This is a genomic window from Variovorax sp. Soil_C_33, assembly GCF_057656935.1.
In genome coordinates, this window is sequence record NZ_JBDGJK010000001.1 from 487,607 (window position 1) to 512,514 (window position 24,908).

Sequence of the window (24,908 nt, forward strand, 5' to 3'; positions counted from 1 at the left end):
CCTCAGACGGTCCAGGGGGCGGCGCGCTCGGCCTGGAGCCCGTATTTCTCGATGGCCTCGGCCACCACGGTGTGCTTGATCACGCCGTCGTCGGCCAGCGCCTTGAGCGCGGCCACCACCACGTGCCAGCGGTCGACCTCGAAGAAGCTGCGCAGCTTGCGGCGGTAGTCGCTGCGGCCGAAGCCGTCGGTGCCGAGCACGGTGTAGCGCCGGCCCGCGGCCTGCACGTACTCGCGCACCTGGTCGGCGTAGTTGCGCATGTAGTCGGTGGCGGCGATGACCGGCCCGTCGTGCCCTTCGAGGCATTGCTCGACGTGGCTCTTGCGCGGCGGTTCGGTGGGATGCAGCCGGCTCCAGCGCTCGGCGGCCATGCCGTCGCGGCGCAGCTCGTTGTAGCTGGTGGCGCTCCACACGTCCGCCGCGATGCCGAAGTCGCTTTGGAGCAGCTCGGCCGCGAACATCACCTCGCGCAGGATGGTGCCGCTGCCCATGAGCTGCACGCGGTGGCCTTTTTTCGGCGTCTTGCCGCCGTCGCTGAGCTGGTAGAGGCCCTTGAGAATGCCCGCCTCGCTGCCCTCGGGCATGCCGGGGTGCGGGTAGTTCTCGTTCATGAGGGTGATGTAGTAGTACACGTCCTCCTGCTCGGCGTACATGCGGCGCATGCCGTCGCGCACGATGGCCACCACCTCGTAGGCGAAGGTCGGGTCGTAGGAGATGCAGTTGGGAATGGTGCCGGCCAGGATGTGGCTGTGGCCGTCCTCGTGCTGCAGGCCCTCGCCGTTGAGCGTGGTGCGCCCCGCGGTGCCGCCGAGCAGGAAGCCGCGCGCACGCATGTCGCCGGCCAGCCAGGCCAGGTCGCCCACGCGCTGCAGGCCGAACATCGAGTAGTAGATGTAGAACGGAATCATCGGCACGTTGTTCGTGCTGTACGAGGTGGCCGCGACGATCCAGCTGGACATCGCGCCGCCCTCGTTGATGCCTTCCTGCAGCACCTGCCCGTCCTTCGACTCGCGGTAGTACATGAGCTGGTCGGCGTCCTGCGGCTTGTAGAGCTGGCCGAGCGAGGACCAGATGCCGAGCTGGCGGAACATGCCTTCCATGCCGAAGGTGCGCGACTCGTCAGGCACGATGGGCACCACGTGCTTGCCGATGGCCTTGTCGCGCACCAGCGTGCCGAGCATCTGCACGAAGGCCATGGTGGTGGAGATCTCGCGCTCGCCGGTGTCCTTGAGCAGGCGTTCGAAGGTGGCCAGCGGCGGAATCTCGAGCGCGGTCGACGTGCGGCGGCGCTGCGGCAGGTAGCCGCCGAGCGCGGCGCGGCGCTCGCGCAGGTACTTCATCTCGGGGCTGTCCTCGGCGAGCCGGATGAAGGGCACGTTGGGCAGCTCTTCATCGGACACCGGGATCTGGAAGCGGTCGCGGAAGCCGCGCAGCGCGTCCTGCGTCATCTTCTTGGCCTGGTGCGCGATCATCTGGCCCTCGCCCGATTCGCCCATGCCGTAGCCCTTCACCGTCTTGGGCAGGATCAGCGTGGGCTGGCCCTTGTGCTTGACGGCGGCGGCATAGGCGGCGAACACCTTCTCGGGGTCGTGGCCGCCGCGGGTCAGCGCCCAGATCTGCTCGTCGCTCATGTCGGCGACCAGGGCCTTCGTCTCGTCGTACTTGCCGAAGAAATGCTCGCGCACGTAGGCGCCGCTCTTGCTCTTGAAGTCCTGGTACTCGCCGTCGACGCACTCTTCCATGCGCGCGAGCAGCTTGCCGCTCTTGTCCTTGGCGAGCAGCGCGTCCCAGCCGCTGCCCCAGAGCACCTTGATGACGTTCCAGCCGGCGCCGCGGAACACGCTCTCCAGCTCCTGCACGATCTTGCCGTTGCCGCGCACCGGCCCGTCCAGGCGCTGCAGGTTGCAGTTGATGACGAACACCAGGTTGTCCAGGCTCTCGCGGCCCGCGAGCGAGATGGCGCCGAGCGATTCGGGCTCGTCCATCTCGCCGTCGCCCATGAAGGCCCAGACCTTGCGCGGCGCGGTGTCGGCGAGGCCGCGGCCGTGCAGGTACTTGAGGAAGCGCGCCTGGTAGATCGCCATCAGCGGGCCGAGCCCCATCGAGACGGTGGGGAACTGCCAGAAGTCGGGCATGAGCCAGGGGTGCGGGTACGACGGGATGCCGTTGCCCTCGGCCTCCTGGCGGTAGTTGAGCAGCTGCTGCTCGCTCAGGCGGCCTTCGAGGAAAGCGCGCGCATAGATGCCGGGCGAGCTGTGGCCCTGGATGAAGAGCAGGTCGCCGCCGTGGGTGTCGGTGGCGGCATGCCAGAAATGGCCGAAGCCGATGTCGTAGAGCGTGGCCGCCGACTGGAAGCTCGCGATGTGGCCGCCGAGTTCGGACGAGTCCTTGTTGGCGCGCAGGATGATCGCCATCGCGTTCCAGCGGATGATGGAGCGCAGGCGGTGCTCGATCTCGCGGTTGCCGGGCGACTTCTCTTCCTTCTCGGGCGGGATCGTGTTCTTGTAGGCCGTGTTCAGCGAGCGGGGCACGTACACGCCGTCGCGGCGGCCCTCGTCGACGAGGCGATTCAAGAGAAAGTTCGCGCGCTCGCTGCCGCGGTGTTGTTGAACCGCGCCAAGCGCGTCGATCCACTCGCCGGTTTCCGTGGGGTCAAGGTCACCCATGGTGCTCATCGGTTTGTCTCCTGTGTCATGGCCGGGACCCGCATCGGGCGACGCGGTCGGCCTGGGTACAGAGCAATCGATGTGCCACTCGGCGCGCGGCGCGCAAAGCACGCTAAGTCGTTGATTTCATGAGGGGTTGAGTGAAGTTGGGTCGGGTGCTCTGCCGACGATCCGGATGCGCAGCGATGAGGCCGTCCGAATCGCCGGACCGGTGATTGGGGCAAACCCTGAAGGCCAGCCCGCGAGGCGGGTCGGTACGCCAAGCCGTTTCGGGCGACGCCCCCCTCCGGAGCGACGTGAGCGCGCGTGTACGCTTGCCCATGCGACTGAACAGATGGGCTCCGAATGGAACACAGCGTCACGTTGATCACCACGATTGCAGCCGGCTTCGGCCTCGCCTTGGTACTTGGCTTCATCGCGGAACGAATCAAGATTCCGGCGCTGGTGGGGTACCTGCTCGCCGGAATTCTCCTCGGCCCGGCAACGCCTGGCTTTGTCGCCGACGCATCGATTGCCCGCCAACTGTCCGAGATCGGCGTGATGCTGCTGATGTTCGGCGTCGGTCTGCATTTCTCTCTTGATGATCTTCTGGCGGTAAAGCGCATCGCTCTACCCGGCGCGCTCGTTCAGATGAGCCTGGCCACTGGCCTGGGCATGGCTCTGGCGTGGTGGTGGGATTGGAGCATCGGCGCCGGGCTTGTGTTCGGACTGTCGCTCTCGTGCGCCAGCACGGTGGTGTTGCTCAAGGCGCTCGAAGCCCGCCGCATTCTCGACACCATGAACGGGCACATTGCCGTGGGCTGGCTCGTGGTCGAAGATCTCGTGACGGTGGTGGTCCTGGTGCTCCTGCCGCCACTTGCGAGCATGCTGGGCGGCACACCTTCAGCGCTCGAAACTGCGGCGCCGTTGTGGCGCACCATCGGGCAGACGCTTCTTCAGGTCGCGGCCTTCGTGGCCCTGATGCTGATTGCCGGTCGTCGCGTGCTGCCTTGGCTGCTGTGGCAAGTCGCGCGCACCGGCTCGCGGGAACTGTTCACGCTTTCGATTGTCACGGCCGCGATCGGCATTGCTTACGGCGCGGCTGAGCTGTTCGGGGTTTCATTTGCGATCGGGGCCTTCTTCGCCGGCATGGTGATGCGCGAGTCGGAGTTCAGCCACCGCGCTGCCCGGGAGTCGCTGCCGCTGCGCGATGCGTTCGCCGTGCTCTTCTTTGTCGCCGTGGGCATGCTGTTCGAGCCGGCGGTGCTGGTGAAGGAACCGCTGCGCGTCCTGGGGGTGGTTGCGGTGATCGTCGTCGGCAGTCCGATCGCGGCCATGGGGCTGGTGCTCGCTCTTCGTTATCCGCTCAATACCGCCCTCACCGTCGCGGCCAGCCTGGCTCAGATCGGCGAGTTCTCATTCATCCTGGCGGGTCTCGGGATGTCGCTCGGCCTGTTGCCTGCGGAGGGAATGAGTCTGGTTCTCGCGGGCGCCCTGGTCTCCATCGCACTCAATCCTTTCGTATTCGCCGGCATCGCATCCATCAGCAGATGGCTTCCCCTGCACTCGGAGCTGGCGCGGCGTCTCGACCGTCGGGAGGACCCCTTCGCCGAGTTGCCCATCAGCACGGAGCGAAAGTTTCTCCAAGGGCAGGTCGTGCTGGTGGGGTACGGCAGGGTGGGAAAGCGCATAGCCAGCGCCTTGAGCGAGCGCGGCATCCCTTATATCGTTGCCGAACAGAACCGCGAACTGGTGGAAGCGCTGCGAAAGAAGGGCGTCGCCGCCGTATCGGGCAATGCAGCCGATCCGGCCGTTCTCATCCAAGCGCATATCGCGGAAGCCGCGATGCTGGTCATCGCGACGCCGGACACCCTGGGAGTGCGTCAAATGGCAGAGATGGCACGCGCGCTCAACTCATCCATCGAAGTCGTGGTGCGCACCCACAGCGAGGACGAATCGCGACTCCTGCGCAAAGACGCTCTGGGCACGGTGTTCTTTGGCGAGGAGGAGCTGGCCAAGGGGATGACAAGCCATGTGTTGCAGCGTTTCGCGCAACAGCATGAGATCTAGGCGAGGCGGCTCAGGCGTACGTTGCGGGACCCGGCAGCACCCACCGCCCGTTGCCATTGAGCACCGGAATGTCGGTGCCGATGCTGCCGTAGTAGTTCAGCCATCGTCCCGATCGATGCGCTGGCGAGCCTCAACTGCGGATGGGCTGCTTCGCCGCCGGCAAACGGCTTGAATGCTAGGAATCACCCTTGGTCGGCGGTAGCCCTGCACAAGGAAAGCCATGTTTCGCACGCTGAATCAATCGAATGCCCGGGAACCCCGGCCACTTCCAGCCCCTCTGGATCACGCTGAACTCGCAAGCGGGCGTCAGCTTGTGATGCCGCGCTTGCGCGCACGGTAGGCCAGCTGGGGGCGCGTGACGCCCAGCACACGCGCTGCCGCGGAGAGGTTTCCTCCGCATTGTTCCAGCGCACGGCGTATCAGCGCCTCTTCCGCTTGCCCCAATGAAGCGGAGCCGGCGCGGTCCGGCACGGCGTGGCGTGCAGGCGTGGCCAGCGGGGGCGCGGCGCCAGCGCCCGCCAAGTGGCCGTCCGGTCGTACCGACAGCACGTTCTTGTCCAGCGTCTCGCCGCTCGTGAACAGGTGGTGGATTTCGAGCAGGCTGCCTTCGGGGGCGACGATCACGGCGCGCTCGATCAGGTTTTGCAGTTCGCGGATGTTGCCGGGGTAGTCGTAGTTCAGAAGCGCCTTGACGGCGGCTTGCGTGAAGCCGGTGACCTGCCGGCCGTGCTTGCGGCCGTAGTGCTGCAGGAAATGGCTCATCAGGAGCGGCACGTCATCGCGCCGCTCGCGCAGCGGCGGCAGGTGAATGGGAAAGACATTGAGCCGGAAGAACAGGTCGTCGCGAAACCTGCCCTCGCGCACGGCCTGGCGCAGGTCGACGTTGGTGGCCGCGATGACACGCGTGTCCACCTGTACGCTGCGCGTGCCGCCCACGCGCTCGACTTCGCCTTCCTGCAGCGTGCGCAGCAGCTTGCCCTGGGCCGCGTAGCTCAGCGTGCCGATCTCGTCCAGGAACAGCGTGCCGCCGTGGGCGCGCTCGAAGCGTCCCGGCCGCGCCGCGCCGGCGCCGGTGTAGGCGCCGCGCTCCACGCCGAACAGCTCGGACTCGATCAGCGTCTCCGGAATGGCCGCGCAATTCACCGCGACGAAGGGCTTGTCGCGCCGCGGGCTGATGTTGTGCAACATGCTGGCGAACTTTTCCTTGCCGACGCCGGACTCACCGGTAAAAAGCACAGTGGCCGTGGTCGGCGCCACGCGATGCAGCAGGTGGCAGGCCGCGTTGAAAGCCGATGAGGCGCCCACCATCGCGTCGCTCTTGCGCGGCGGCGCGGGCAACTCCGCGGCCCGCGGCGCCGCGCCGCCGTACTGCGACACGCCGACGAAGTCGCGCGCGCGCAGGTAGCGCATGTCTTCTTCCACATCGTCCCAGCGCTCCGCCGATTTTCCGATCACGCGGCAATGGCTCTCGCCCATCGAGCGGCAGGCGACTTCGCGGAACACGACCAAGCGCCCGAACAGCGTGCTGACGTAGCCGGTGGCATAGCCCACCTGCATCCAGCAGGCCGGTGAGCCGCCGATGCCGTAGGCCGCGATGTGCTCGTCGTCTTCGCTCGAGTGGTGCCAGACGAACTCGCCCTCGTAGTCCGAGGTCTCGGGGTCATAGCGCGCGTGCACCAGCTCGACCTTCACCAGGCCTTCCAGGGCATGCAGGCGGGTGCCGGCCATGGCGGCCGCGGCCGGCTCGGCCTCGGGCCAATGCTCGCGCACCAGCTGCGCGTCGCGCGCGCCGCCGACGTAGCCCGCGCGCATGAACAGACCGCGGGCCTTCTCCTGGCCCAGGCTGTCGATCAGCTCGCGCCGCAGGGAGCCCAGCGCCTCGGTGTGCAGAAGTACCATGCGCTGATCCTGCAGCCAGATGCGGCCGTCACCGGGCGAAAAGAACAGGCATTCGCTGATGTCGGCAATCGTCGGGTGCTCGTCGCTGCCCACATGCGAGGCCTCGAAGCGGCTCATCGCACGCGCCACTTCGGCGCCGTCGAAACGACCCAGCGCGGCGCCGGTGGCACGCGCCACGTCGGCCAGCGAGATCCGCTCCGGGCGCGGTGAGGCAGTGGTCTTGGTCAATTTGGAGCTCATCATTTGGTGAAACGAGCGACGGATTTTTGATCATTTGGTGAAAGCGCCGATCAGGGTAAACCAGTTATTCAAGATAACCATTGCGCCTCCGGGAATTCCCCTAATCCCCGAATGAAACAGCGTCGCGCAGCGGCGTCGGGCCACTCCGCAGCGGCGCCGCCGGTACGCCCGTTGCGAAAGGAAGGCAGTGCCGCGGGCATTTCCGCCCGCGGCCAGCCGATCAACTTTTTCGCAAGGGGTGAGTCATGGGTGTTTCGGAGAAGCTGGCGTTCCTGGACGCGACGGCCTGGACCGGCAAGGTGTTCATCAACGGCGGGTGGGTCGCGTCCGCCGGCGGTGCGCGCGAGATCGTCGAGCCGGCCACAGGACAGGTGATGGCGGCCGTCGGCATCGCCGACGCGCGGGACGTGGGGCTGGCCACGGCCGCCGCGGCGCAAGCGCAGAAAAGCTGGGCGCAGGTTGCGCCGCGCGAGAAGGCCGCAGTGTTCCAGCGGGCCGCGGCCTTGTTCCAGCAGCACTTCGACGAGCTGGCGCTCTATGTCGCCCGAGAGACCGGCGCCATCCTGCCCAAAGGACAGCATGAGGTGCGCGAGGCCATCACCCTATGCCACCTGGCGGCGGCCATGCCTCTGCAGGCGCAGGGCCAGATCCTGCCGAGCGCGAGCGGCACCACCAGCCTGGCGCGGCGCGTGCCGCGTGGCGTGGTGGGCGTGATCTCGCCCTTCAACTTTCCGCTCATCCTCACCATTCGCGCCGTGGCGCCGGCGCTCGCGGCCGGCAACGGCGTGGTGATCAAGCCCGACTCGCGCACGCCGGTGAGCGGCGGCTTCATGATCGCCCGCGTGTTCGAAGCGGCAGGCCTGCCCGCCGGCCTGCTGCAGGTGCTGCCCGGCGACGCCGCCGCCGGCGAAGCACTGGTGACCGATGCGCACGTGCCGATGATCGCTTTCACCGGCTCGCCCGCCGTGGGCCGGCGTATCGGCGAATTGGCCGGGCGTCATCTGAAGAAGGTGACGCTGGAGCTGGGCGGCGCCAACTCGCTGATCATCCTGGAGGACGCCGACCTCGACATCGCGGCCAGCAATGCCGCTTGGGGCGCCTACCTGCATCAGGGCCAGATCTGCATGGCGACCAATCGCATCATCGTGCACGAGAGCATCGCAGCCGCCTTGACAGAGCGGCTTGTCGCGAAGGCCCAGCACCTGCCGGTGGGCGACGGCGCCAGCGGCCAGGTGGCCCTGGGGCCGCTGATCGACGCCAGGCAGCGCGACCGCGTGCACGCCATCGTGCAGGACAGCATCGCGGCCGGTGCGCAGTTGCTCGCCGGCGGCAGCAGCGACGGCCTGTTCTACAAGCCCACGGTGCTGGCGGGCGTGAAGGCCGGCATGCGCGTGTACGACGAAGAAGTGTTCGGCCCCGTCGCCAACATCATCACCTTCAAGACCGACGACGAGGCCGTGGCCCTGGCCAACAACCACCAGGGCAGCCTGGCCTCCGCGGTGATCTCGCCCTCGATCGGAAGGGCCATGGCGATGGCCGCGCAGTTGAACTCCGGCATGGTTCACATCAACGACCAGACCGTCAACGACGAGTGCGTCAACCCCTTCGGCGGCCCCGGCATCGCCGGCAACGGCAGCAGCGTGGGTGGCCCGGCCGACTGGGAGGAATACACCCAGTGGCAGTGGCTGACCATCAAGCAGGCGCCGCATCCCTATCCGTTCTGAGTGTTGGCTACTGAACCCGCGAGGAGACATTTCATGCAGCTTCAAGGAAAAACCATCGTCGTCACCGGCGTGTCGTCGGGCATCGGCGCCGAGCTTGTGCGCGTCGCGCGCTTTGCCGGCGCCCGCGTCTTCGGCATCGACCGCAACGACCCCAGCCTCACGCTCGACGGCTTCGTCAAGGCCGACCTGAGTTCTGTCGCCGCCATCGATGCGGCCGTGGCCCAGCTGCCCGAGCGCTTCGACGCGCTGTGCAACATCGCCGGTGTGCCCGGCACGGCGCCGGTCAAGCTGGTTGCCGACATCAACTACCTGGGGCTGCGGCATCTGACGGAACAGGCGCTGCCGCGCATCCCGCGTGGTGGTTCCATCGTCAACGTGGCCTCCATCCTCGGCGCCGAATGGGCGCAGCGATTGGAGCCGCACAAAGCCCTGGCCGCCGCGCAAGGCTTCGAGGCCGGCGCCCACTGGCTGCGCGACCACCCCGTGCCGCAGGAGACCTGCTACCAGTACTTCAAGGAAGCGCTGATCGTCTGGAGCGCCACGCAGTCGCAGAAATGGTTCCTGGAACACGGCGTGCGCATGAACTGCGTCGCGCCGGGTCCGGTGTTCACGCCGATCCTGGGCGACTTCGTGAGCATGCTCGGCCAGGAGCGCGTGCGGGCCGATGCGCACCGCATGCTGCGCCCCGGCTTCGCCGACGAGATCGCGCCGGTGATCGCGTGGCTGTGCTGCGACCAGGCGCGCTGGATCAGCGGGGCCAACATCCCGGTCGACGGCGGACTGGCATCGACCTACATCTGAGCCGCAATGACCCGCACCTCCATCCCCACCGTGCTCGGCACGGCGCCTCTAGACCCGGCGCTGGCCGGCTTTCTGGCGCAGGCCGCCGCCCAAGGCAACCCGCCGCTGGAGTCGCTGCCGCCGCCGGTCGCGCGCCAGATCTACCGCGACCTGGCCGCCGGCCTGGGCCTGCCGGCGCCGGCCATCGCGTCGGCGAACGACCATGTCATCGACGGACCCTGCAGCCCGTTGACGCTGCGTATCTACCAGCCTGACGCGAAGGGGCCGCTTCCCTTGCTGCTCTACGTGCACGGTGGCGGCTTCGTGATCGGCGACCTCGAGACCCACGACAAGGTTTGCCGCACCTTGTGCCATGGCGTGGCCGCCGTGGTGGTGGCGGTGGACTACCGGCTGGCGCCCGAGCATCCGTTTCCGGCGGCGGTGGACGACGTGGCCTGTGCGCTGCGCTGGGTGGCCGCGCACGCGCGCGAGTTCGGTGCCGATCCGTCGCGCATCGCGCTGGCCGGCGACAGCGCGGGCGCGCAGCTCGCCGCCGTCGCGGCGCTGCGTGCAGCCGGCGCGATCGCGCCGCGTGCACTGGGCCTCATCTATCCCGTCGCCCAGCACTACAGCGAACCGAGCCCTTCGATGGTCGAGAACGGCGCGGGCAAATTCCTCACCACCGGTGTCATGCAATGGTTTGTCGACTGCTACCTCGGCGGGCGCCAGGAGCTGGCGCGGCACTCCGATTTCGCCTTGTTGCACTCGCAGGCCCTGGACACGCTGCCGCCCACCTGGCTGGCCACCATGGGCCACGACCCGCTGCGTGACGAAGGCCATGCGCTGGCGCTGCGCATCGCGCAGGCGGGCGTGCCGACCGAGCACCGCCACTACCCCGGCGCCATCCACGCCTGCATTCACTTCACCGCGGTATCGACACTGGGCACGCAGGTGATGGCCGACCTGGCCGCGTGGTTGCGCTCGCAGCTGTCGCCCCACTCCCTCCCCGATCACTGAAGGAAGCTGGCCCCGCCGATCCGTTGTGCACTGGGCCCAAGCGCAGGCGCAGAATGCCTGCTGGAGATTTCCATGACACCTACCCCGCTTGCCATCTGGCACGAGCTCGTGCGGACCCGAAACGCGAAGGGCCTGGGAGCGCTCCTCGCGGACGAGGTCGTGTTCCATTCCCCGGTCGTCCACACTCCGCAGTCCGGGAAGGCCGTGACGCTTCACTACCTGTCAGCCGCCTTCCACGTGTTTTTCAATCCGTCCTTCCGCTACGTTCGCGAGCTCGCCGGCGAGCGCGACGCCGTGCTGGAGTTCCAGGTCGAGATTGAGGGCATCGCCGTCAACGGCGTCGACATGATCCGGTGGGACGACCAGGGTCGGATCGTCGAATTCAAGGTGATGATTCGTCCGCTCAAGGCCATCAACCTGATCCACCAGAAGATGGCGGCGGTGCTGCAGGCGAATCAATAGGCCGCCGATCCCCGGGTCACGCCATCGGCGTCCACCCCGACGGATTCTCATCCACGCCTGGGTACTCGCGACGTGGGCCATTCGCGCGCTCCTGACAGAGTCTGCGCAGCTCGTTGACGCCCTCCTGCAGGGCATGTTCGTAGCTATCTGTCCCGCGAGGAGCCGAGTTCAAAAGGCGGAACTGGTCAGGATGGGATGCTCGCGATTCCAGCAACACCCAATAAAAGATCCCTGGGTCGGGTTCGTCAACTGTGACCGCGATAGATCGGAGAAAACTTGGCATGTCGTTGAAGTCAAAGTCAAGTGTTGGACAACCCTTCATCGAAGGAGCCGAAGGGGTGCGGGAAGTCGATGGAGGGCATGGGCAGCACGGACAGCGCTTCGAGGCACTCAACTGTTGCTTCTGACGGCCTTGCCCCAGCCGGAGAACATCCTTCCCAGGAGGGTCCGGCCAGCTGCGTCCTTGAGTCTGGCGCCACCACCACCGGAGCGCGCTTCGCCGAGAGCCGATGCAGCGTCCCTGGACGCAAGTTGTCCCAGGTTCTCGAATACATACCTGGGCGGCGCCGTACGGAAGCCCGAGGCGCGTTCCGCCAGTTGGATCACGCGCATGGCAAGCAGTGAATCGCCACCGAGATCGAAGAAGTTGTCGCTGGGCCGGATGTCGGAGAGCTTGATCTTGAGCACGTCTGCCCAGATCTGCGCCAGCTGCAGTTGCGCGGAGACGAGCACCGCGGGGGGCGAAGTTTCCGCGGCAACACCCGCTGCACGCTCCTCCCGCGCGCCAGCCGCAGGCTCGGCCGTCTGGCTGCGCGACAAGTGCTGAAGGTACACCGCGTCGGGCGACGTGCCGGCCGCGACCAAGGCCGCCAAGGTGTCCTTCGGGTGCTCAGCCACGCGCTGCAGCAACTCGACGTATCGGTTGCGCAAGGCCGCGGCGGTTTCGCGTCGGTAGATGTCGGCGTTGTAGGTGAGTCCCCCCTCGAGGCCGCCAGGCGCCTCGGTCAGCCACAAGCCGAGATCCTCAGTGGCCCCGCGCTGCGAGACCGGCAACTGGCGATGGCGCAGCGGTCCTATGGCAAGCGACCGCTCGCGCGCGTCCTCGAAAGAAAAGAGCACCTGGTAGAGGCCGACGCCCTTCGCCCGCCCGGAAAACTCCGGCTCGCCTGCGAAGCGCTCGAAAGGAACCTGCTGGTTGTCCATCGCCGAGACCAGTTGGTGCTTCAGGTACTGCACGAACTCGCCGAGCGTCTGCCGAAGATCGACCTCCACGGGAAGCGGCAGCAAGTTGCCAAACAGCCCCATCACCGTTTCGACTTCCGGAAACTGGCGACTGCGCACCGGCGTTGCGACCACCAGCGAGCGCGCATCGGCGACGCTGCTCAGCAGAAGAGCGTAGACACCGAGTGCGAGCATGTTGAGCGTGACTTCGTGGCTGCGCGCGACCGATCGCAGCTGTCGCGTCAACGCGCCATCGACAGCCATCCAATGCGTGCTGCCCTGGCCGGTCATGCCCGCTCCCCGCGGCATATCGGTGCGCAATGCCTTCGGCGGCGGTGCGTCGGCAAAGCGCTTCTTCCAGAAGCTCAGCTGGTCTTCGAACTGCGTCGAGGCCAGCCAGTTCAGGTACCACTCGGCATAGTCGCCGTGCGTCACGGTCAGTTCAGGCAGGTCATGCGGCACCCCGCTCAGTTGCGCCTGGTAGATGACGGACAGTTCGCTGATGAGCAGATCGACCGATCCACCATCCCATACCAGGCGATGCGGGACAAAGACGAACACGTGGTCGTCGTCGTCGATGCGGATCAGGGCGGCGTTGAAGAGCGGCGCACGATGGATGTCGATCAACCAGTCCGCCACGTCCTGCAACTTCTCGACCAGCTCCGGCTCGCGCTGGTCGGCAGGCAACCCGCCCAGGTCGATTCGCGACAACTCGACCGGCACCTCGGCAGCGATCGATGCGACGAACTCGCCGGTCGTCGCGTCTTTGTGGAACGCGGTACGCAAGGCGGGCTGACGACGCACTATCTCGCGCAGCGCCTCATGAAAGGCTCGGACGTTCAAACGGCCCGTCAGTCGGTGAGCCGAGGGCGTGTTGTAGACGGGTCGACCGGGATGCAGTTCTTCGAGGAAGAGTATGCGTTCCTGCATCGGCGTAAGTGGCGCGCTGCTTCGCTCGGCGCGGCAGGAAATCCGCTCGATGGGAAGGGCGCCGGCCGCCTGCAGCTCGCCCACGGCCACCGACAGGCGCTCCGCGGTTGGCGCCGCGAACAGCGTGCGCAGGGGGACGGTCACGCCGAACTCCCGGCTCAGCAAGGTGGCAAGCCGTGAGGCCAGCAGCGAGTGGCCGCCAAGGGCGAAGAAGTCATCGCGGATGTCCAGGCCCGGCAGGCTCAGCACCTGCTCCATGGCTTGAAGCACGATCTGCTCACGTCGGTCGCGCGGCGCGACGATGTGCATGGGCTGCTGCGCGGCTATCGCAGTGCCGAGTTCGCCAGGTGCGGGCAACGCCTTTCTGTCGGGCTTGCCGTTGGGCAGCCGCGGAAACGCGTCGAGCACGACAAGGTGCTGCGGCAACATGTACTGCGGAAGGCGCGCACGCAGCGCCTCTTTCACGACCGAGGCATCGATCTGCGCGCCGGCTGCAGCGACGAGGTAGGCGACCAGACGCACGTCGCCAGGCTGGTCCTCGCGCGCCACGACGAGGCTTGCACCTACCGCGGGCACGGCGTTGCAGCACGCCTCTAGCTCGCCGGGTTCGATGCGATAGCCGCGCACCTTGACCTGGTGATCGAGGCGGCCAAGGTGTTCGAGCAGGCCATCGTTGCGCCAGCGGCCCCGATCGCCGCTGCGGTACAGCCGGCCGCCTGCGTCGAACCCCGGGTCGGCGACGAAGAGCTTCTGCGTCAGTTCAGGACGCTCGAAGTAGCCGACGGCGAGCCCGGCGCCGCCGATGCAGATTTCGCCCGGCACGCCGACGGGGCATCGCTGTCCTTGAGCATCAAGGATCCAGACGCTGGTGTTCGCGATGGGCCGGCCGATCGGCACGCCACCGCGCACGACCTGCGCATCGTCCACGCGCCACAGGGTCGAGTAGACGGTGGTTTCGGTGGGCCCATACAGGTTCCAGAGCTCGCCGCAACGCGAGCTCAATGCCAGTGCCAGTTCGCGCGACAGGGTCTCGCCCCCGGACATGGCCTTCAAGCCAGGCTTCCCTTGCCATTGCGCATCCAGCAGCAGCCGCCACGCGCTCGGCGTGCCCTGCAGCACCGTGACGTCCTCGCTATCGATGAGCTCGCGCATCGCCCGGCCGTCGATGGCCGACTCGCGCGCGACCAGCACTATTTCCGCGCCGACCTCGAGCGGAAGGATCAGCTCGAGCACCGCAATGTCGAAGCTCAGCGTGCTCACTGCCGCGACACGGTCTTCCGGCCCTATGCCGAGCTCGTGGCGCATGCTTCCAAGGAGGTTGGCAACGGCACCATGGGGTATGGCCACGCCCTTCGGCTTGCCGGTCGAGCCGGAGGTGTAGATGAGGAAGGCCATGTCGCCGGACTTCGCGTCCTGCGGCCCGGGGGGCAGCGGGCTGGCCGGCGCCTCCAGCCACCGGGCATCCGCGTCCAGCCGGAGCACCTGCTTGTCCGGGTCGCTGCACCAGCCGGTGGGCGCGTTGGCGATGCCGGACGCGGTGATCAGCAGACCGAGCCGTGCATCCTCTGCCTGATGGTCGAGGCGCGCCTTCGGGAAATCGGGGTCCAGCGGCACGTAGGCTGCGCCGCACTTGAGCACGGCCAGCACGGCAACGACCATGTCGGCATTTCTTCCCAGGCACAGGCCTACGCGCTCGCCGCGCCCCATTCCACGAGCGCGCAATGCATGCGCCAGCCGGTTCGATCGCTCGTCCAGTTCACGGTAGGTCCGCCGCTGCACACCGTGCCGAAGCGCCATGCGATCCGGCTGCGCCGCCGCAGTCACTTCGAAACCTGCATGCATGAGGCCGCTGCTCAAGAGCGGGGTCGGTGCCGGCTGCAGCGCAAGAAGACGCGCTTCCTCGGCGGCGGTGAGCAGATCGACGCGGCCGAGCGCGGCGCTGGGCTCGCGCACCGCGGCCATCAGGAGGCGCTCGTACATACCTAGCCAGCGGCGCATGGTTTCGTCGTCGAACAGGTCGACGTTGTACTGGACCTCCCACTGCATGCCTTCGGCGACCGGCGTGAGGTTGAGGAAGAGTTCGAAGTTCTCGTAGGCGCGCGGGATGCTGCGCAACTGCGTCTGCAGGCCGGGGAACGCACCAGCCGCCCGCTCGGTGCCGGCGTCGACGTTGAAGAGCACGCTGACCAGAGGCAGACGACTCGGGTCGCGCGGCACCAAGAGCTTCTTGAGAAGCGTCCCGTAAGTGAGGTTCTGATGCTCGAAAGCATCGAGCAGGAGGCCTCGGCTCTGGCTTACCAGTTCGTGCAGGGCTGTCGAGGCATTCACCGAGACACGCAGGGGCAGCAGGTTGACGCAGTGCCCTACGAGCCGGGGCATCTCGCTGGCGACCTGGCCCGCGGCGGCGATGCCGATGACCAGATCTTCCTGCTCCGTCAGGCGATGCAGGAGACCGGCGAAAGCACCGAAGAGCGCTGCGTAAAGGCTTGCACCCGATCCGGCGGCCAGCTTGCGAACCCCGTCGACCAGCTCGGCGTCGAGCAGTCCGTCCACGCGGCGCGACCGGAATGTACGCACTTGCGGGCGCGGCCGATCGAGCGGCAACTCGAGCATCGGCACGCTGCCGCCGGTGAAGCGCGCCAACCAGTAGTCCACATGGGACTGCATGCCCGGACTGGTCATCTCGTCGGCTTCCCACTGCGCGTAATCCGCATAGCGAGGCGCCGGCGGGAGCGGTGGGCCCAGGCCCAGTTCGTGCGCATAGAGGTTGCCCAGTTCAACCCATATCACGCTCCAGGACCACCCATCGCAGACAGCATGGTGAGCGCTGATCAGGAGTGTGTGATCTTCCGGCCCGGTGCAATAGAGCCTTGCGCGAAAGAGCGGGCCTTGCTCCAGGATGAAGCGTTCGCAAACTGCCATGTCGAAGGCCGCTGCCAGCCGGCGCTCCCGATCCGCCGCATCGGACTTCGACATGTCGATACGCTGCAGCGCGAACGACTGCGCTGCAGCAATGAAGAGCTGCGTGCCATCCCCCGAAAAAGTTGCACGAAGGCAGTCGTGGCGCTCCAGCAGCCGGCGGATCGAGCGCTGCAGCGCGCCTTCATCGAGCCGACCCGCAAGTCGCAGCGCGCTGGCTTCGTTGTATGCCAGGGCAGCTTCCGCACTCAACCGATCTCCAAGCCAGACCTCACGCTGGGCTTCCGTGGTGGCGATGATCGCCGCCACGTCGCCGAATGCGAAAGGATCGAAGGTATCCGAGTCGGATTTGTCAGCCCTCTGCAATGCATCTCTCACGAGCGATCCTCACTTGGTGCGTGTTGTCGAATTGTTCTGGCGCGAGGATGGCTATCGACGTGCGCGGCAATCGGGCGAGTCAACGCGCTCATTGCGGCCGTGCCTTGGTCGATTTCACTCAAGGAGAGCGAGTCCTTGAACAGAACGTAGTTCTCCGACGCTCGCTGCTGTGCTTCCTCCAGGCAAGAGAAAGCAGCGATCTCGTCCTGCGTCGGCCCTGGTCCGCTGCCGCACATGCGATCGCCCAGCGATTCGATCAGCAGTTCGCGGTATGCAGCGGTTGCGGCCGTGCTGCTTGCCAGCACCAGGTGCAACCGTTCGAGTTCCGCTTGGTCGCACGATTCCTGCATGCTTGACTCGAGTCCCCTACAGGCTTATGGAGCCGCTTGCTCCACCAAGGGGACTTGCGAAGTCACCAGGATTCACGGTTCCCGCCGCGGTGGCTGCCGCCACAGGCGCGAGCACGAATGACCAGGCAAAGAACCGCTGATATCTCTGACGCATCTTTGCTGGTGATTCCATCGCTTGTCCTACGGGGTGAAGAGGTCGTATGAATGTGAAAAGTTCACACGTCTCAGCTTGTCGTGCATTCCTGAACACATTTATGTAAGACAGCTTCTTGCGGCCTTGTACGCAAACACATTCGAAGATGAGGCGAGACGACAATGCTCGACCGGAACCTCGGCCGCCGACGCCAGCAGCAGCACAACGGCCTTGGGGCCATTCCGCAGAACGCGACAGCCAGCTATTCGTCGCAGAATCGTCCCATGCGACTTTCCAGCTTCATATCCGCGAACCTAGATCCGATTCTGATTGACTGGGTGGCGTTTGCCAGGACGCAGTGGCCTCCTGGAGCGAGGATGGATGAGGCCGCGCTGCTTGATCACGGGAAGCTGATCCTCCAGGAAATCGCCGCCGACATGCAGAGGCCGCAGGACGACGCCGAGCAACGTGCAAAGTCCGAGGGCAACAGCGCCACGGCCTCTGCCTCCAAGAACGTGCCGTCGCGCAGCCATGCCCGTCAGCGCGAGCGCCAAGGTTTTGAGATGGAGCAGATGGCAGCCGAGTACAGGGCGCTTCGCGCGACGGTACTGCGGCGGTGGAGCGCATCTTCGAACGAGCTGCATGTTCAGGATCTGGAAGACGTCACACGATTCAACGAAGCGGTTGACCAGGCGATGGCGGAATCGTTGCGCGTCTTCGTGACCGAGGTAGATAGAACGCGAGATCTTTTCCTTGGCATGCTCGGTCACGACCTGCGCGGGCCGCTGAGCACGATCGCAACCTCTGCCACCTTGACCCTGCGCGAACGCCCCGAAGACCCCGGGCGGTCCGACCTGGTTCTGCGCAGCGTCGCGCAGATGAGGGCGCTCTTGGACGATCTGGTCGAATACACCCGCCATCGACTAGGAGCCGGATTGACCATCGAACCGACACATCTCCTGCTCGATCAGTTTGCGCGCAATACATTGGACGAGATTGCCGCAATAAGCGCGGAGCATGAGCTGATTCTGGAGTCGACAGGGAACATGGAAGGTGAATGGGATGCTCGGCGCTTGCATCAGGCGTTGTCGAACCTGGTCTTCAACGCCTTGAAGTATGGCTTCAAAGGCTCAGCCATCTGCGTCGTTCTGGATGGCACTCGCGATGAGGAAGTGACCATTCAAGTACGCAATAGTGGGCAGCCTATTCCCGCCAGCCTGCTCCCCAAGCTCTTCGATCCGCTCGTGCGTGCCGGAGACGACGAGGCGGATGTGGATTCCCAGGTCGCCGGCGCCAACCTGGGCCTTGGCTTATATGTCGTACGCGAGATTGCCACCGCGCACGGCGGCGCCGTCGAGGTAACTTCAGATAAGACGGCCACATGCTTCGAACTGCAGCTGCCGCGACTCTGTGCAAGGCGCATTTCTAGTGGCGCTTGAGCCCTGCTCGCAATCGACTGCGACATGCCACTGCAGAACCAGCGCTATTTCTTTGTCAGCAGCAGTTGTCCCACTTTCTGCAGCCTTTCCTTGAGGCCGCCGGCGATCACGCGGAGGATACCGGGCAACTCGATTTCCATCGTTACCGCGGCGTCGAGCACGTGGATGACGCCGGAGACAGTCTGACCCATCGCCGCGACGCTGAAAATGAGTCGGTCACCGTCCCAGCGCTCGCTGCGGACCCCGCCGCTGCCGGGCAACAGATTGACAATCTTCGCGAAGCCGGACTCGATGCGGCGGCGCGCCTCAGCGCGGCCGAGCTGATGTGGAACGCTAATGGTGATGGGCGTCGCCATGCGCCTAGGGTGCCGCGAATCGGCGCGCTGGGCAATGGGCTTTGCGCTCACCGAAGATCCGTATTCAGGTCATGTCCTCGTCTTCCGCGGTCGCAGGGGTCGTTTTCAACGACATGTCGTAGGTGGAAAATCTCGTATCCCAGGTTGTGTTTGACAACTCACGAGGTGGGCCGCGATGGCAACCGATTCCAGCGGCAAGGCCGAACGGGCCGGCGACAGCGCGTCGCTGAAGGTGCTCGCCCGCGTCGGGTTGATCGCTTACGGCGTGGTACACCTGTTGATCGGCTGGCTGGCGCTGCAGATCGCGTGGGGCGCGCCGACCGGCAAGAGCGCCGACATCTCCGGGGCGCTGAGAACATTGGCTGATCAGCCCTTTGGCAAGATCCTGCTTTGGCTGGTTGCGGTCGGCATGGTGGCTCTCGCGCTCTGGCAGGCCAGTGAAGCCATCTGGGGCTATCGCAACCGGGTAGGAGCCAACCGGGTCCGCTCTCAGGTCACCAGCGGCGCGAAGGCCGTGATCTACGCCGCCCTGGGGGTCAGCGCAGCTTCGGTCGTGCTCGGCTGGGGATCGTGGGACTCGCAGTCCCAGCAGCAAACCACCTCAGGTGTGCTGGCGTGGCCCGCCGGGCGGGTGATCGTCGTGGTCACGGGGCTGATCATCATTGGCGTCGGCGTGGCCGGGGTGGTCAAGGGCTTGAAGAAATCCTTCAGTGAGGAGATCGACACTTCGTCGATGACCCCGGTTGCCCGGAAAGGCGTGGCGCGACTGGGCCAAGTCGGATACATCGCCAAGGGGGTTGCACTGGGCGTGGTGGGGGGCCTGCTCAGCTATGCGGCGCTGACGTTCCACCGGCAGGAGGCGCCAGGGCTGGACGGCGCGCTGCATGCGATCCTGGCGCAGCCGTTGGGCAGGCTTCTGCTTACGGCCGTGGCGCTTGGATTCGTGGCCTTCGGCTTGTTCGCGATGTTCGAGTCGCGCTACCGCCGGATGTAGCCCCTCTGGACCCGGTATGGGCGGCACGATCCACTGATGGAAGCTCGCAATCACGCATTTCTCACTTTTCCTGGTGCCTGGTTCGGCATCAGCGCGGCAGTGCTTTCTTTAGCATAGGTCCACCACGACCAGTGCGAACAGACTTCACATGTCCAAGCTTCTTGTCCCCTTCGCGAAACCGTCCGCAAGGTGTGGGTTACCGCCTGACCGGTTGAACTATTCATAGGCGGAAAGCTTGACCATGGCGGCTAACAAGCACAGCTGGGAGGACTCCCGGTTTTGCTTCGGCATTGGCCCTGGGGCGGGCCATCTGATTGCCGACATCGTCGGCGGCGCCGAACCCCTCGTCGATCCCCGCCCGTATCCCCCGGACAGATTCCTGTCTTCGGCGTGGGCCAAGGTCGCGGACTTTTAGAGATCACCCATGACGTTCAATCCCTCCCGTGGCCTGCACGCACCGGCGGACACAATGGCGCCACACCTGACCGCGCTGCGCGCCGATCACTTGCCGGACGCGGTCAGACAGTCCTCCGCACTGGGATGGCCATACCGGGAGGCCGACTGGCGCTTCGCCTTCGATCTCGGCAGCGGGTTCGCGGCGGAAGTTGATGGCCGGCTGGTCGCCACGGCGATGTGGTGGCCCTATGGCGAAACCCATGCCTCGGTGGGCATGATCATCGTCGACCCGGGCATGCAGGGACAGGGCCTAGGGCGTGCCTTGATGGGAAAGCTGCTTCACGAGGCGCGCAACCGCACGGTGTTCCTGAACTCCACCCAGGAAGGGCTCTCGCTCTATACGCAGCTCGGCTTCGTCGCCCGCGGACAGGTGTTCCAGCATCAGGGCGTACTGCCGGCGGAAACCGTTCTTGCCGCCACACCGGCGGGCGTTCGTCCCATGCAAGCAGCAGATGACGAGAGCGTGCGCCGGTTGGACCTGGCCGCCACGGGGATGGACCGGACTGCACTATTGGATGCATTGTTCGGGGCCGGAACGACGATGGTCATCGATCGAGGCGCCGGTGTGTCGGCTTACGCTTGCGCGCGGGAATTTGGACATGGCGTGGTGATTGGCCCAGTGGCCGCAATGGGCGCAGGCAGTGCTGCTGATGCGATGGACCTCATCGCCGCACTCGCCGGCCGAGCCCGCGGCCGGTTCCTTCGCATTGACGTGACCGAGGGCAGTGGTCTCTCTGCATGGCTGACCGAAATAGGGCTGCCCTGCGTCGGCCATGCAGTGCCAATGGTGCGCGACATCCAGGCTCGCGCGATCGATGCTGATGTGGGCGTGCGCCTGTTTGCCCTTTCCAACCAGTCGTTCGGCTGATTCGCCGACTCATCCACACAAATGCGTCCCCCGAGATGAAGGAAGTTTGCATATGAAACTGATGCCCTATTGGCTCGATACCTCGCCGAAATTCACCGGCGGGCGGACGGAGGCGCCCAGCGGCGACGTCGATGTGGCGGTGGTTGGTGCAGGCTTTACCGGTTTGTCCGCGGCAATCGCACTGGCGAAGAAAGGTGCAAGCGTTGCAGTGTTCGATGTCGGAACCGTGGGCAATGCTGCTTCCGGCCGCAACGGCGGCATGTGCAACAACGGCTTTGCACAGGACTATTGCGCTTTGTCGAGCAGACTCGGGCGAGAGCGCGCCAACATGCTCTATCGCGCTTTCGACGCGGGCGTTTGCAAAGTGGAGTCGCTGATCGCGGAGGAAGGCATCGACTGTGATTTCAAGCGTGTCGGCAAGCTCAAGCTCGCGGCCAAGCCAGAGCACTACGACAAGCTGGCCCGCTCGCAGGCGCTGATGGAGAAGGAATGCGATCCCGATACCTATATGGTGACGCGGGCAGAACTGCGCAACGAGATCGGGTCGGATCAGTACTTTGGCGGTCTGGTCTTCGGCAAGAGCGCGGGCATGCACGTGGGCCGTTATGGCCACGGCCTTGCCGTGGCGGCAGCGAAGCGCGGCGTGCGCATCTACGAGAATGCGCCCGTCGTTGGCCTCAAACGCCAATCCGGTTCGGTGCATCAGGTCGAAACACCTAAGGGCAGCATCCGCGCCAAACAGGTGCTGCTTGCGACCGGTACGTCGGCCGTGGGGCCATTGGCCTGGTTCCGTCGTCGCATCGTGCCCGTGGGTGCATTCATCATCGTGACCGAACCGCTGTCGGTCGAAGTGCTCGATCGGCTGACGCCGCGGCGCCGAATGACGACGGACACGAAAAACTTCGTCAACTACTTCCGTGTCACGCCAGACAACCGCTTGCTGTTCGGCGGCCGCGCGCGTTTTGCGGCGACCAACCCCCAATCGGACATGAAGAGCGGCACCATCCTGCAACGATCACTCGTGGAAGTCTTCCCCGAGCTGAGAGATACCCGCATCGACTACTGCTGGGGCGGCATGGTCGATATGACACGCGATCGCTTGCCGCGGGCCGGGGAGCGCAACGGCCTCTTCTATTCCATGGGCTACAGCGGGCACGGAACCCATATGTCGACCTACATGGGCGCGATCATGGCGGAGGTGCTGGATGGCCGCGCGGACCTGAACCCATGGCGGGATTTCGATTGGCCGGCGATTCCCGGCCATTTCGGCAAGCCATGGTTTCTTCCTATCGTCGGCGCTTACTACCGTTTCCAGGATCTGGTGCGCTGAGTACCTGGCGACGATGCGCCCCAGGCAGCGGAGCCACGGCATCGAACACTGCGGGAGGCGGCCAAGGCCTCCTGCCACCGCAATCAACTGCGTGCAAAATGTTCAAGAAACCGCTCAAACCTTCTATCGCAAATCGTTGCGAAAGCCGCAAATAGGCGTTCGCCAACTCCCGTTCCTGATCTGCCAGCCCATGCACGTCGAAAGCGACCATTTCGCACAAGGCAGGAATATGCCCCCGTCGGTCCAGGAAGCTTCTTCATCACAGCGCCTCGATCCCACCCCCAAAGACACCCTGGGGTGCATGTCCAGCCACCTTCAGCGAGATCAAGGCCTGCGCGTCAACGGGGTCGAAATTCATCGCAAGACGATGGATCTGCACCAACTCCACCACGTGGAGACGGAGGCCAGCGCGCGCGGCGTGCTGCTTGGAATCTCGATGCGCGATGGCCACAGCCGGCGCATTCTCGATGGGCATCACGCCTCGCGCCACGATTTCGACAAGGGGTCGATCTACATTCGCAGTTTCTCGGATCGCTATCGCGCGGACATCCAGCGTCCATTCGATTTCGTACTGCTCGAGATATCGCACGCCAGCCTCGAGCGAGCCATCGATGAGAAGGAGGGCAAGCGCGTCGGCAGCCTCGTCTACGCGGCGGGTGTCCGGGACGAGGTGCTTCTCAATCTCGCGGGCGCACTGGCGCCGGCACTCGAGCACCCCGCCGGCGCGAGCATGCTGTTCGTCGACCAGCTGAGCGTCGCCATGACGAGCTATCTCGTCGAAACATACGGTGACGCGGCGGCGACGGCGCCCAGAACGAATCGGATCCTGTCGCGCTCGCACGAGGCGCGTGCGAAGGAGATGTTGCGCAGCAAGATGGACGGCAGCATCTCGATCACCGAGATCGCCGATGCGTGCGGGCTTTCACGCAGCTATTTCATTCATGCCTTCCGCGAGACGACCGGGTACACGCCCCATCAATGGTTGATCGCGCAGCGGCTGGAGCACGCGCGCGCACTTCTCACGGACTTCGACATGCCGCTGGCGGACGTCGCGGCGGCTTGCGGATTTGCCGATCAAAGCCACTTCACTCGCGTTTTCTCTCAACATTCCGGCGCGCCGCCAGGCACTTGGCGGCGCAGGATGCGGGTTCGGAGCTAGGCCGGGCGATCCCGCCGTCACGACCCGTTCCACAAGGCTGCAGCAACTGCGGGACACCATCGAGCGCTTGCTGGATGGTGCCTCGCCCGGCTAGAGACCGAGCCGGTCTGCAACGCCCTGCCCCAGCGAGTTGTCGACAAGCCGGAAGTGCGCAATCTGGCGCCGCTGAATAGCCTCGGGCGCCCCGGCCATCGATCTCGCGATGTTCTCGCAAAGCCGCTGCCTATGGCCACTGTCCATGCTGCGGTACAAGACCGCCGCCTGCGCATGGTCCCCGAGCCCCTGGCGATCGCCGAAGCGCATGGCATCGCCCTCCAGGGGCAGCGGCGGCTCGATGAGCGTGCGGTCCGGACGTGGTCCTCCGAACGAGTTCGGCTCATAGTAGGCATCGGTCCGAGCCGGAACATCCAGGCGCATTGCGCCGTCCGCGTGATAGGTGTGCACCGGCGACCTCGGTCGGTTCACCGGCAGGGCCTCGTGGTGCGTACCCACGCGGTAGCGCTGCGCGTCGGCGTACGCCAGCAATCGCCCCTGCAGCAGCTTGTCGGGCGAGAAGCAGATGCCGGGCACGATGTTGGCCGGATTGAAGGTAGCTTGCTCCACCTGCGCGAAGTAGTTATCGGGATTGGCGTCGAGTTCGAGAACGCCGACCTCGATAAGCGGAAACTCCTGCTGCGGCCAGACCTTGGTCGCGTCGAACGGATTGAACGGCAACTGCGCCGCCTGCGCCTCGCTCATCACCTGGATCTGCAGCGACCAGCGCGGGAGTTCCCCCTGCTCGATCGCATCGAACAGGTCACGCTGCGCGCTTTCGCGGTCGTCGGCGATCACCTCGCGGGCTTGTGCGTATGTCAGGCAGCGAATGCCCTGCAGCGTCCTGAGATGGAACTTGACCCACACCCGCTCATTGGCTGCGTTGACCAGCCCGAAGGCGTGCGCGCCGTACCCGTGCATGTGGCGAAAGCCTGCCGGCAGGCCGCGGTCGGAGAACAGCATCACGATCTGGTGCAGGCTCTCGGGCGACAGCGACCAGAAGTCCCAGATCGCCGTGGGCGAACGCAGGTGGCTCACCGGGTGCCGCTTCAGGGCCCGTACCAGGTCGGGAAACTTCTGCGGATCACGGATGCAGGCGACCGGCAGGTGGCTGCCGACCAGGTCCCAGTTGCCTTCCTCGGTGTATGCCTTGAGGGCGAAGCCGCGCAGGTCGCGCTCCGCGTCGGCGCAACCCTGCTCGCCCGTCAGCACCGAGAACCGGACCAGCACTGGCGTGCATTTCCCCGGCTGGAGCACCCGCGCGCGCGTGTGGCGCGAGATGTCGCCCGTGATTCGCAGCGTGCCAAAGGCGGCCGCGCCCTTGGCATGCAACACCCGTTCCGGAATGCGTTCGCGCGCCAGGTAGGCCAGCTTTTCGCTCATCTGGTAGTCCTGCCGCAGGATCGGCCCGCGGGGGCCTGCGGTGATCGAGTTCTGGCTGTCCGCGACGGGCGCGCCGCCGGTCGTGGTCAAGGTAGGTGGCCTGCGTTGGGGCTGGGTCATGG

At 65.7% G+C, this 24,908-nt stretch carries 16 protein-coding genes and 1 pseudogene; 11 read left to right on the plus strand and 6 right to left on the minus strand.

What is annotated here, in order from left to right; all coding sequences use genetic code 11:
- Positions 1-2: 2 nt before the first annotated feature.
- Positions 3-2,675 (minus strand): pyruvate dehydrogenase (acetyl-transferring), homodimeric type, encoded by a 2,673-nt coding sequence (gene aceE, locus AC3A6B_RS02465; protein ID WP_487835149.1) that lies wholly within the window; start codon positions 2,673-2,675, stop codon positions 3-5.
- A gap of 336 nt (positions 2,676-3,011) precedes the next feature.
- Here aceE and AC3A6B_RS02470 point away from each other — a divergent pair, with 336 nt between their 5' ends.
- The gene (locus AC3A6B_RS02470) at positions 3,012-4,715 is read left to right on the plus strand and encodes a cation:proton antiporter domain-containing protein (RefSeq protein WP_487835150.1); all 1,704 of its coding nucleotides are present in this window, start codon (positions 3,012-3,014) and stop codon (positions 4,713-4,715) included.
- Between the two features lie 306 nt (positions 4,716-5,021).
- On the opposite strand, the gene AC3A6B_RS02475 is transcribed toward AC3A6B_RS02470, so the two are convergent.
- A complete protein-coding gene (locus AC3A6B_RS02475) occupies positions 5,022-6,842 on the minus strand; it encodes a sigma 54-interacting transcriptional regulator (RefSeq protein ID WP_487835151.1) in 1,821 nt (606 codons plus the stop codon).
- 257 nt (positions 6,843-7,099) lie between these two features.
- Here AC3A6B_RS02475 and AC3A6B_RS02480 point away from each other — a divergent pair, with 257 nt between their 5' ends.
- The 4 genes from AC3A6B_RS02480 (at position 7,100) to AC3A6B_RS02495 (ending at position 10,837) form a co-directional block, all read left to right on the plus strand.
- Positions 7,100-8,578: a benzaldehyde dehydrogenase gene (locus AC3A6B_RS02480; RefSeq protein WP_487835152.1), complete on the plus strand. Its 1,479-nt coding sequence runs from the start codon at positions 7,100-7,102 to the stop codon at positions 8,576-8,578.
- Positions 8,579-8,611: 33 nt separating this feature from the next.
- Positions 8,612-9,379: a coniferyl-alcohol dehydrogenase gene (locus AC3A6B_RS02485; RefSeq protein ID WP_487835153.1), complete on the plus strand. Its 768-nt coding sequence runs from the start codon at positions 8,612-8,614 to the stop codon at positions 9,377-9,379.
- A gap of 6 nt (positions 9,380-9,385) precedes the next feature.
- Positions 9,386-10,375: an alpha/beta hydrolase gene (locus tag AC3A6B_RS02490; protein WP_487835154.1), complete on the plus strand. Its 990-nt coding sequence runs from the start codon at positions 9,386-9,388 to the stop codon at positions 10,373-10,375.
- A 72-nt stretch (positions 10,376-10,447) separates the two neighbouring features.
- A complete protein-coding gene (locus AC3A6B_RS02495) occupies positions 10,448-10,837 on the plus strand; it encodes a nuclear transport factor 2 family protein (RefSeq protein ID WP_487835155.1) in 390 nt (129 codons plus the stop codon).
- Between the two features lie 390 nt (positions 10,838-11,227).
- Here AC3A6B_RS02495 and AC3A6B_RS02500 read toward each other — a convergent pair whose 3' ends face one another.
- Together AC3A6B_RS02500 and AC3A6B_RS02505 are read right to left on the minus strand one after the other, a co-directional pair.
- On the minus strand, positions 11,228-16,285 hold the full coding sequence (locus AC3A6B_RS02500; RefSeq protein WP_487835156.1) for an amino acid adenylation domain-containing protein: 5,058 nt from the start codon (positions 16,283-16,285) through the stop codon (positions 11,228-11,230).
- A complete protein-coding gene (locus tag AC3A6B_RS02505; protein WP_487835157.1) occupies positions 16,282-16,635 on the minus strand; it encodes a hypothetical protein in 354 nt (117 codons plus the stop codon). Before AC3A6B_RS02505 ends, AC3A6B_RS02500 begins: the two co-directional genes overlap by 4 nt.
- Positions 16,636-16,950: 315 nt before the next feature.
- On the opposite strand from AC3A6B_RS02505, the gene AC3A6B_RS02510 reads away from it, so the two are divergent.
- Positions 16,951-18,207 carry an ATP-binding protein gene (locus AC3A6B_RS02510; RefSeq protein ID WP_487835158.1) on the plus strand — a complete coding sequence of 419 codons (1,257 nt, stop codon included), beginning with the start codon at positions 16,951-16,953 and terminating at the stop codon, positions 18,205-18,207.
- Between the two features lie 44 nt (positions 18,208-18,251).
- Here AC3A6B_RS02510 and AC3A6B_RS02515 read toward each other — a convergent pair whose 3' ends face one another.
- On the minus strand, positions 18,252-18,563 hold the full coding sequence (locus AC3A6B_RS02515; protein ID WP_487835159.1) for a polyhydroxyalkanoic acid system family protein: 312 nt from the start codon (positions 18,561-18,563) through the stop codon (positions 18,252-18,254).
- A gap of 175 nt (positions 18,564-18,738) precedes the next feature.
- Here AC3A6B_RS02515 and AC3A6B_RS02520 point away from each other — a divergent pair, with 175 nt between their 5' ends.
- The 5 genes and pseudogenes from AC3A6B_RS02520 (at position 18,739) to AC3A6B_RS02540 (ending at position 23,370) form a co-directional block, all read left to right on the plus strand.
- A complete protein-coding gene (locus tag AC3A6B_RS02520) occupies positions 18,739-19,557 on the plus strand; it encodes a DUF1206 domain-containing protein (protein ID WP_487835160.1) in 819 nt (272 codons plus the stop codon).
- A gap of 283 nt (positions 19,558-19,840) precedes the next feature.
- A pseudogene (locus tag AC3A6B_RS02525) lies at positions 19,841-19,972 on the plus strand (NAD(P)/FAD-dependent oxidoreductase); the annotation flags it as partial.
- A 9-nt stretch (positions 19,973-19,981) separates the two neighbouring features.
- Complete coding sequence (locus AC3A6B_RS02530) at positions 19,982-20,881, plus strand: GNAT family N-acetyltransferase (RefSeq protein ID WP_487835161.1); 900 nt, start codon at positions 19,982-19,984, stop codon at positions 20,879-20,881.
- A gap of 52 nt (positions 20,882-20,933) precedes the next feature.
- Positions 20,934-22,211 (plus strand): NAD(P)/FAD-dependent oxidoreductase, encoded by a 1,278-nt coding sequence (locus tag AC3A6B_RS02535; RefSeq protein ID WP_487835162.1) that lies wholly within the window; start codon positions 20,934-20,936, stop codon positions 22,209-22,211.
- A gap of 91 nt (positions 22,212-22,302) precedes the next feature.
- Complete coding sequence (locus AC3A6B_RS02540; RefSeq protein WP_487835163.1) at positions 22,303-23,370, plus strand: helix-turn-helix domain-containing protein; 1,068 nt, start codon at positions 22,303-22,305, stop codon at positions 23,368-23,370.
- 90 nt (positions 23,371-23,460) lie between these two features.
- On the opposite strand, the gene AC3A6B_RS02545 is transcribed toward AC3A6B_RS02540, so the two are convergent.
- Positions 23,461-24,906 (minus strand): catalase, encoded by a 1,446-nt coding sequence (locus AC3A6B_RS02545; RefSeq protein WP_487835164.1) that lies wholly within the window; start codon positions 24,904-24,906, stop codon positions 23,461-23,463.
- Between the last annotated feature and the right edge of the window lie 2 nt (positions 24,907-24,908).

What these genes read in the sequence shown, in the direction of transcription:
- AC3A6B_RS02485 (WP_487835153.1), top strand. Translation starts at nt 8,612, where the DNA reads ATGCAGCTTCAAGGAAAAACCATCGTCGTCACCGGCGTGTCGTCGGGC.
- AC3A6B_RS02530 (WP_487835161.1), top strand. Translation starts at nt 19,982, where the DNA reads ATGACGTTCAATCCCTCCCGTGGCCTGCACGCACCGGCGGACACAATG.
- AC3A6B_RS02545 (WP_487835164.1), bottom strand. Translation starts at nt 24,906, where the DNA reads ATGACCCAGCCCCAACGCAGGCCACCTACCTTGACCACGACCGGCGGC.
- AC3A6B_RS02480 (WP_487835152.1), top strand. Translation starts at nt 7,100, where the DNA reads ATGGGTGTTTCGGAGAAGCTGGCGTTCCTGGACGCGACGGCCTGGACC.
- AC3A6B_RS02520 (WP_487835160.1), top strand. Translation starts at nt 18,739, where the DNA reads ATGGCAACCGATTCCAGCGGCAAGGCCGAACGGGCCGGCGACAGCGCG.
- AC3A6B_RS02495 (WP_487835155.1), top strand. Translation starts at nt 10,448, where the DNA reads ATGACACCTACCCCGCTTGCCATCTGGCACGAGCTCGTGCGGACCCGA.
- AC3A6B_RS02510 (WP_487835158.1), top strand. Translation starts at nt 16,951, where the DNA reads ATGCTCGACCGGAACCTCGGCCGCCGACGCCAGCAGCAGCACAACGGC.
- AC3A6B_RS02515 (WP_487835159.1), bottom strand. Translation starts at nt 18,563, where the DNA reads ATGGCGACGCCCATCACCATTAGCGTTCCACATCAGCTCGGCCGCGCT.
- AC3A6B_RS02470 (WP_487835150.1), top strand. Translation starts at nt 3,012, where the DNA reads ATGGAACACAGCGTCACGTTGATCACCACGATTGCAGCCGGCTTCGGC.
- AC3A6B_RS02505 (WP_487835157.1), bottom strand. Translation starts at nt 16,635, where the DNA reads ATGCAGGAATCGTGCGACCAAGCGGAACTCGAACGGTTGCACCTGGTG.
- AC3A6B_RS02535 (WP_487835162.1), top strand. Translation starts at nt 20,934, where the DNA reads ATGAAACTGATGCCCTATTGGCTCGATACCTCGCCGAAATTCACCGGC.
- aceE (WP_487835149.1), bottom strand. Translation starts at nt 2,675, where the DNA reads ATGAGCACCATGGGTGACCTTGACCCCACGGAAACCGGCGAGTGGATC.
- AC3A6B_RS02490 (WP_487835154.1), top strand. Translation starts at nt 9,386, where the DNA reads ATGACCCGCACCTCCATCCCCACCGTGCTCGGCACGGCGCCTCTAGAC.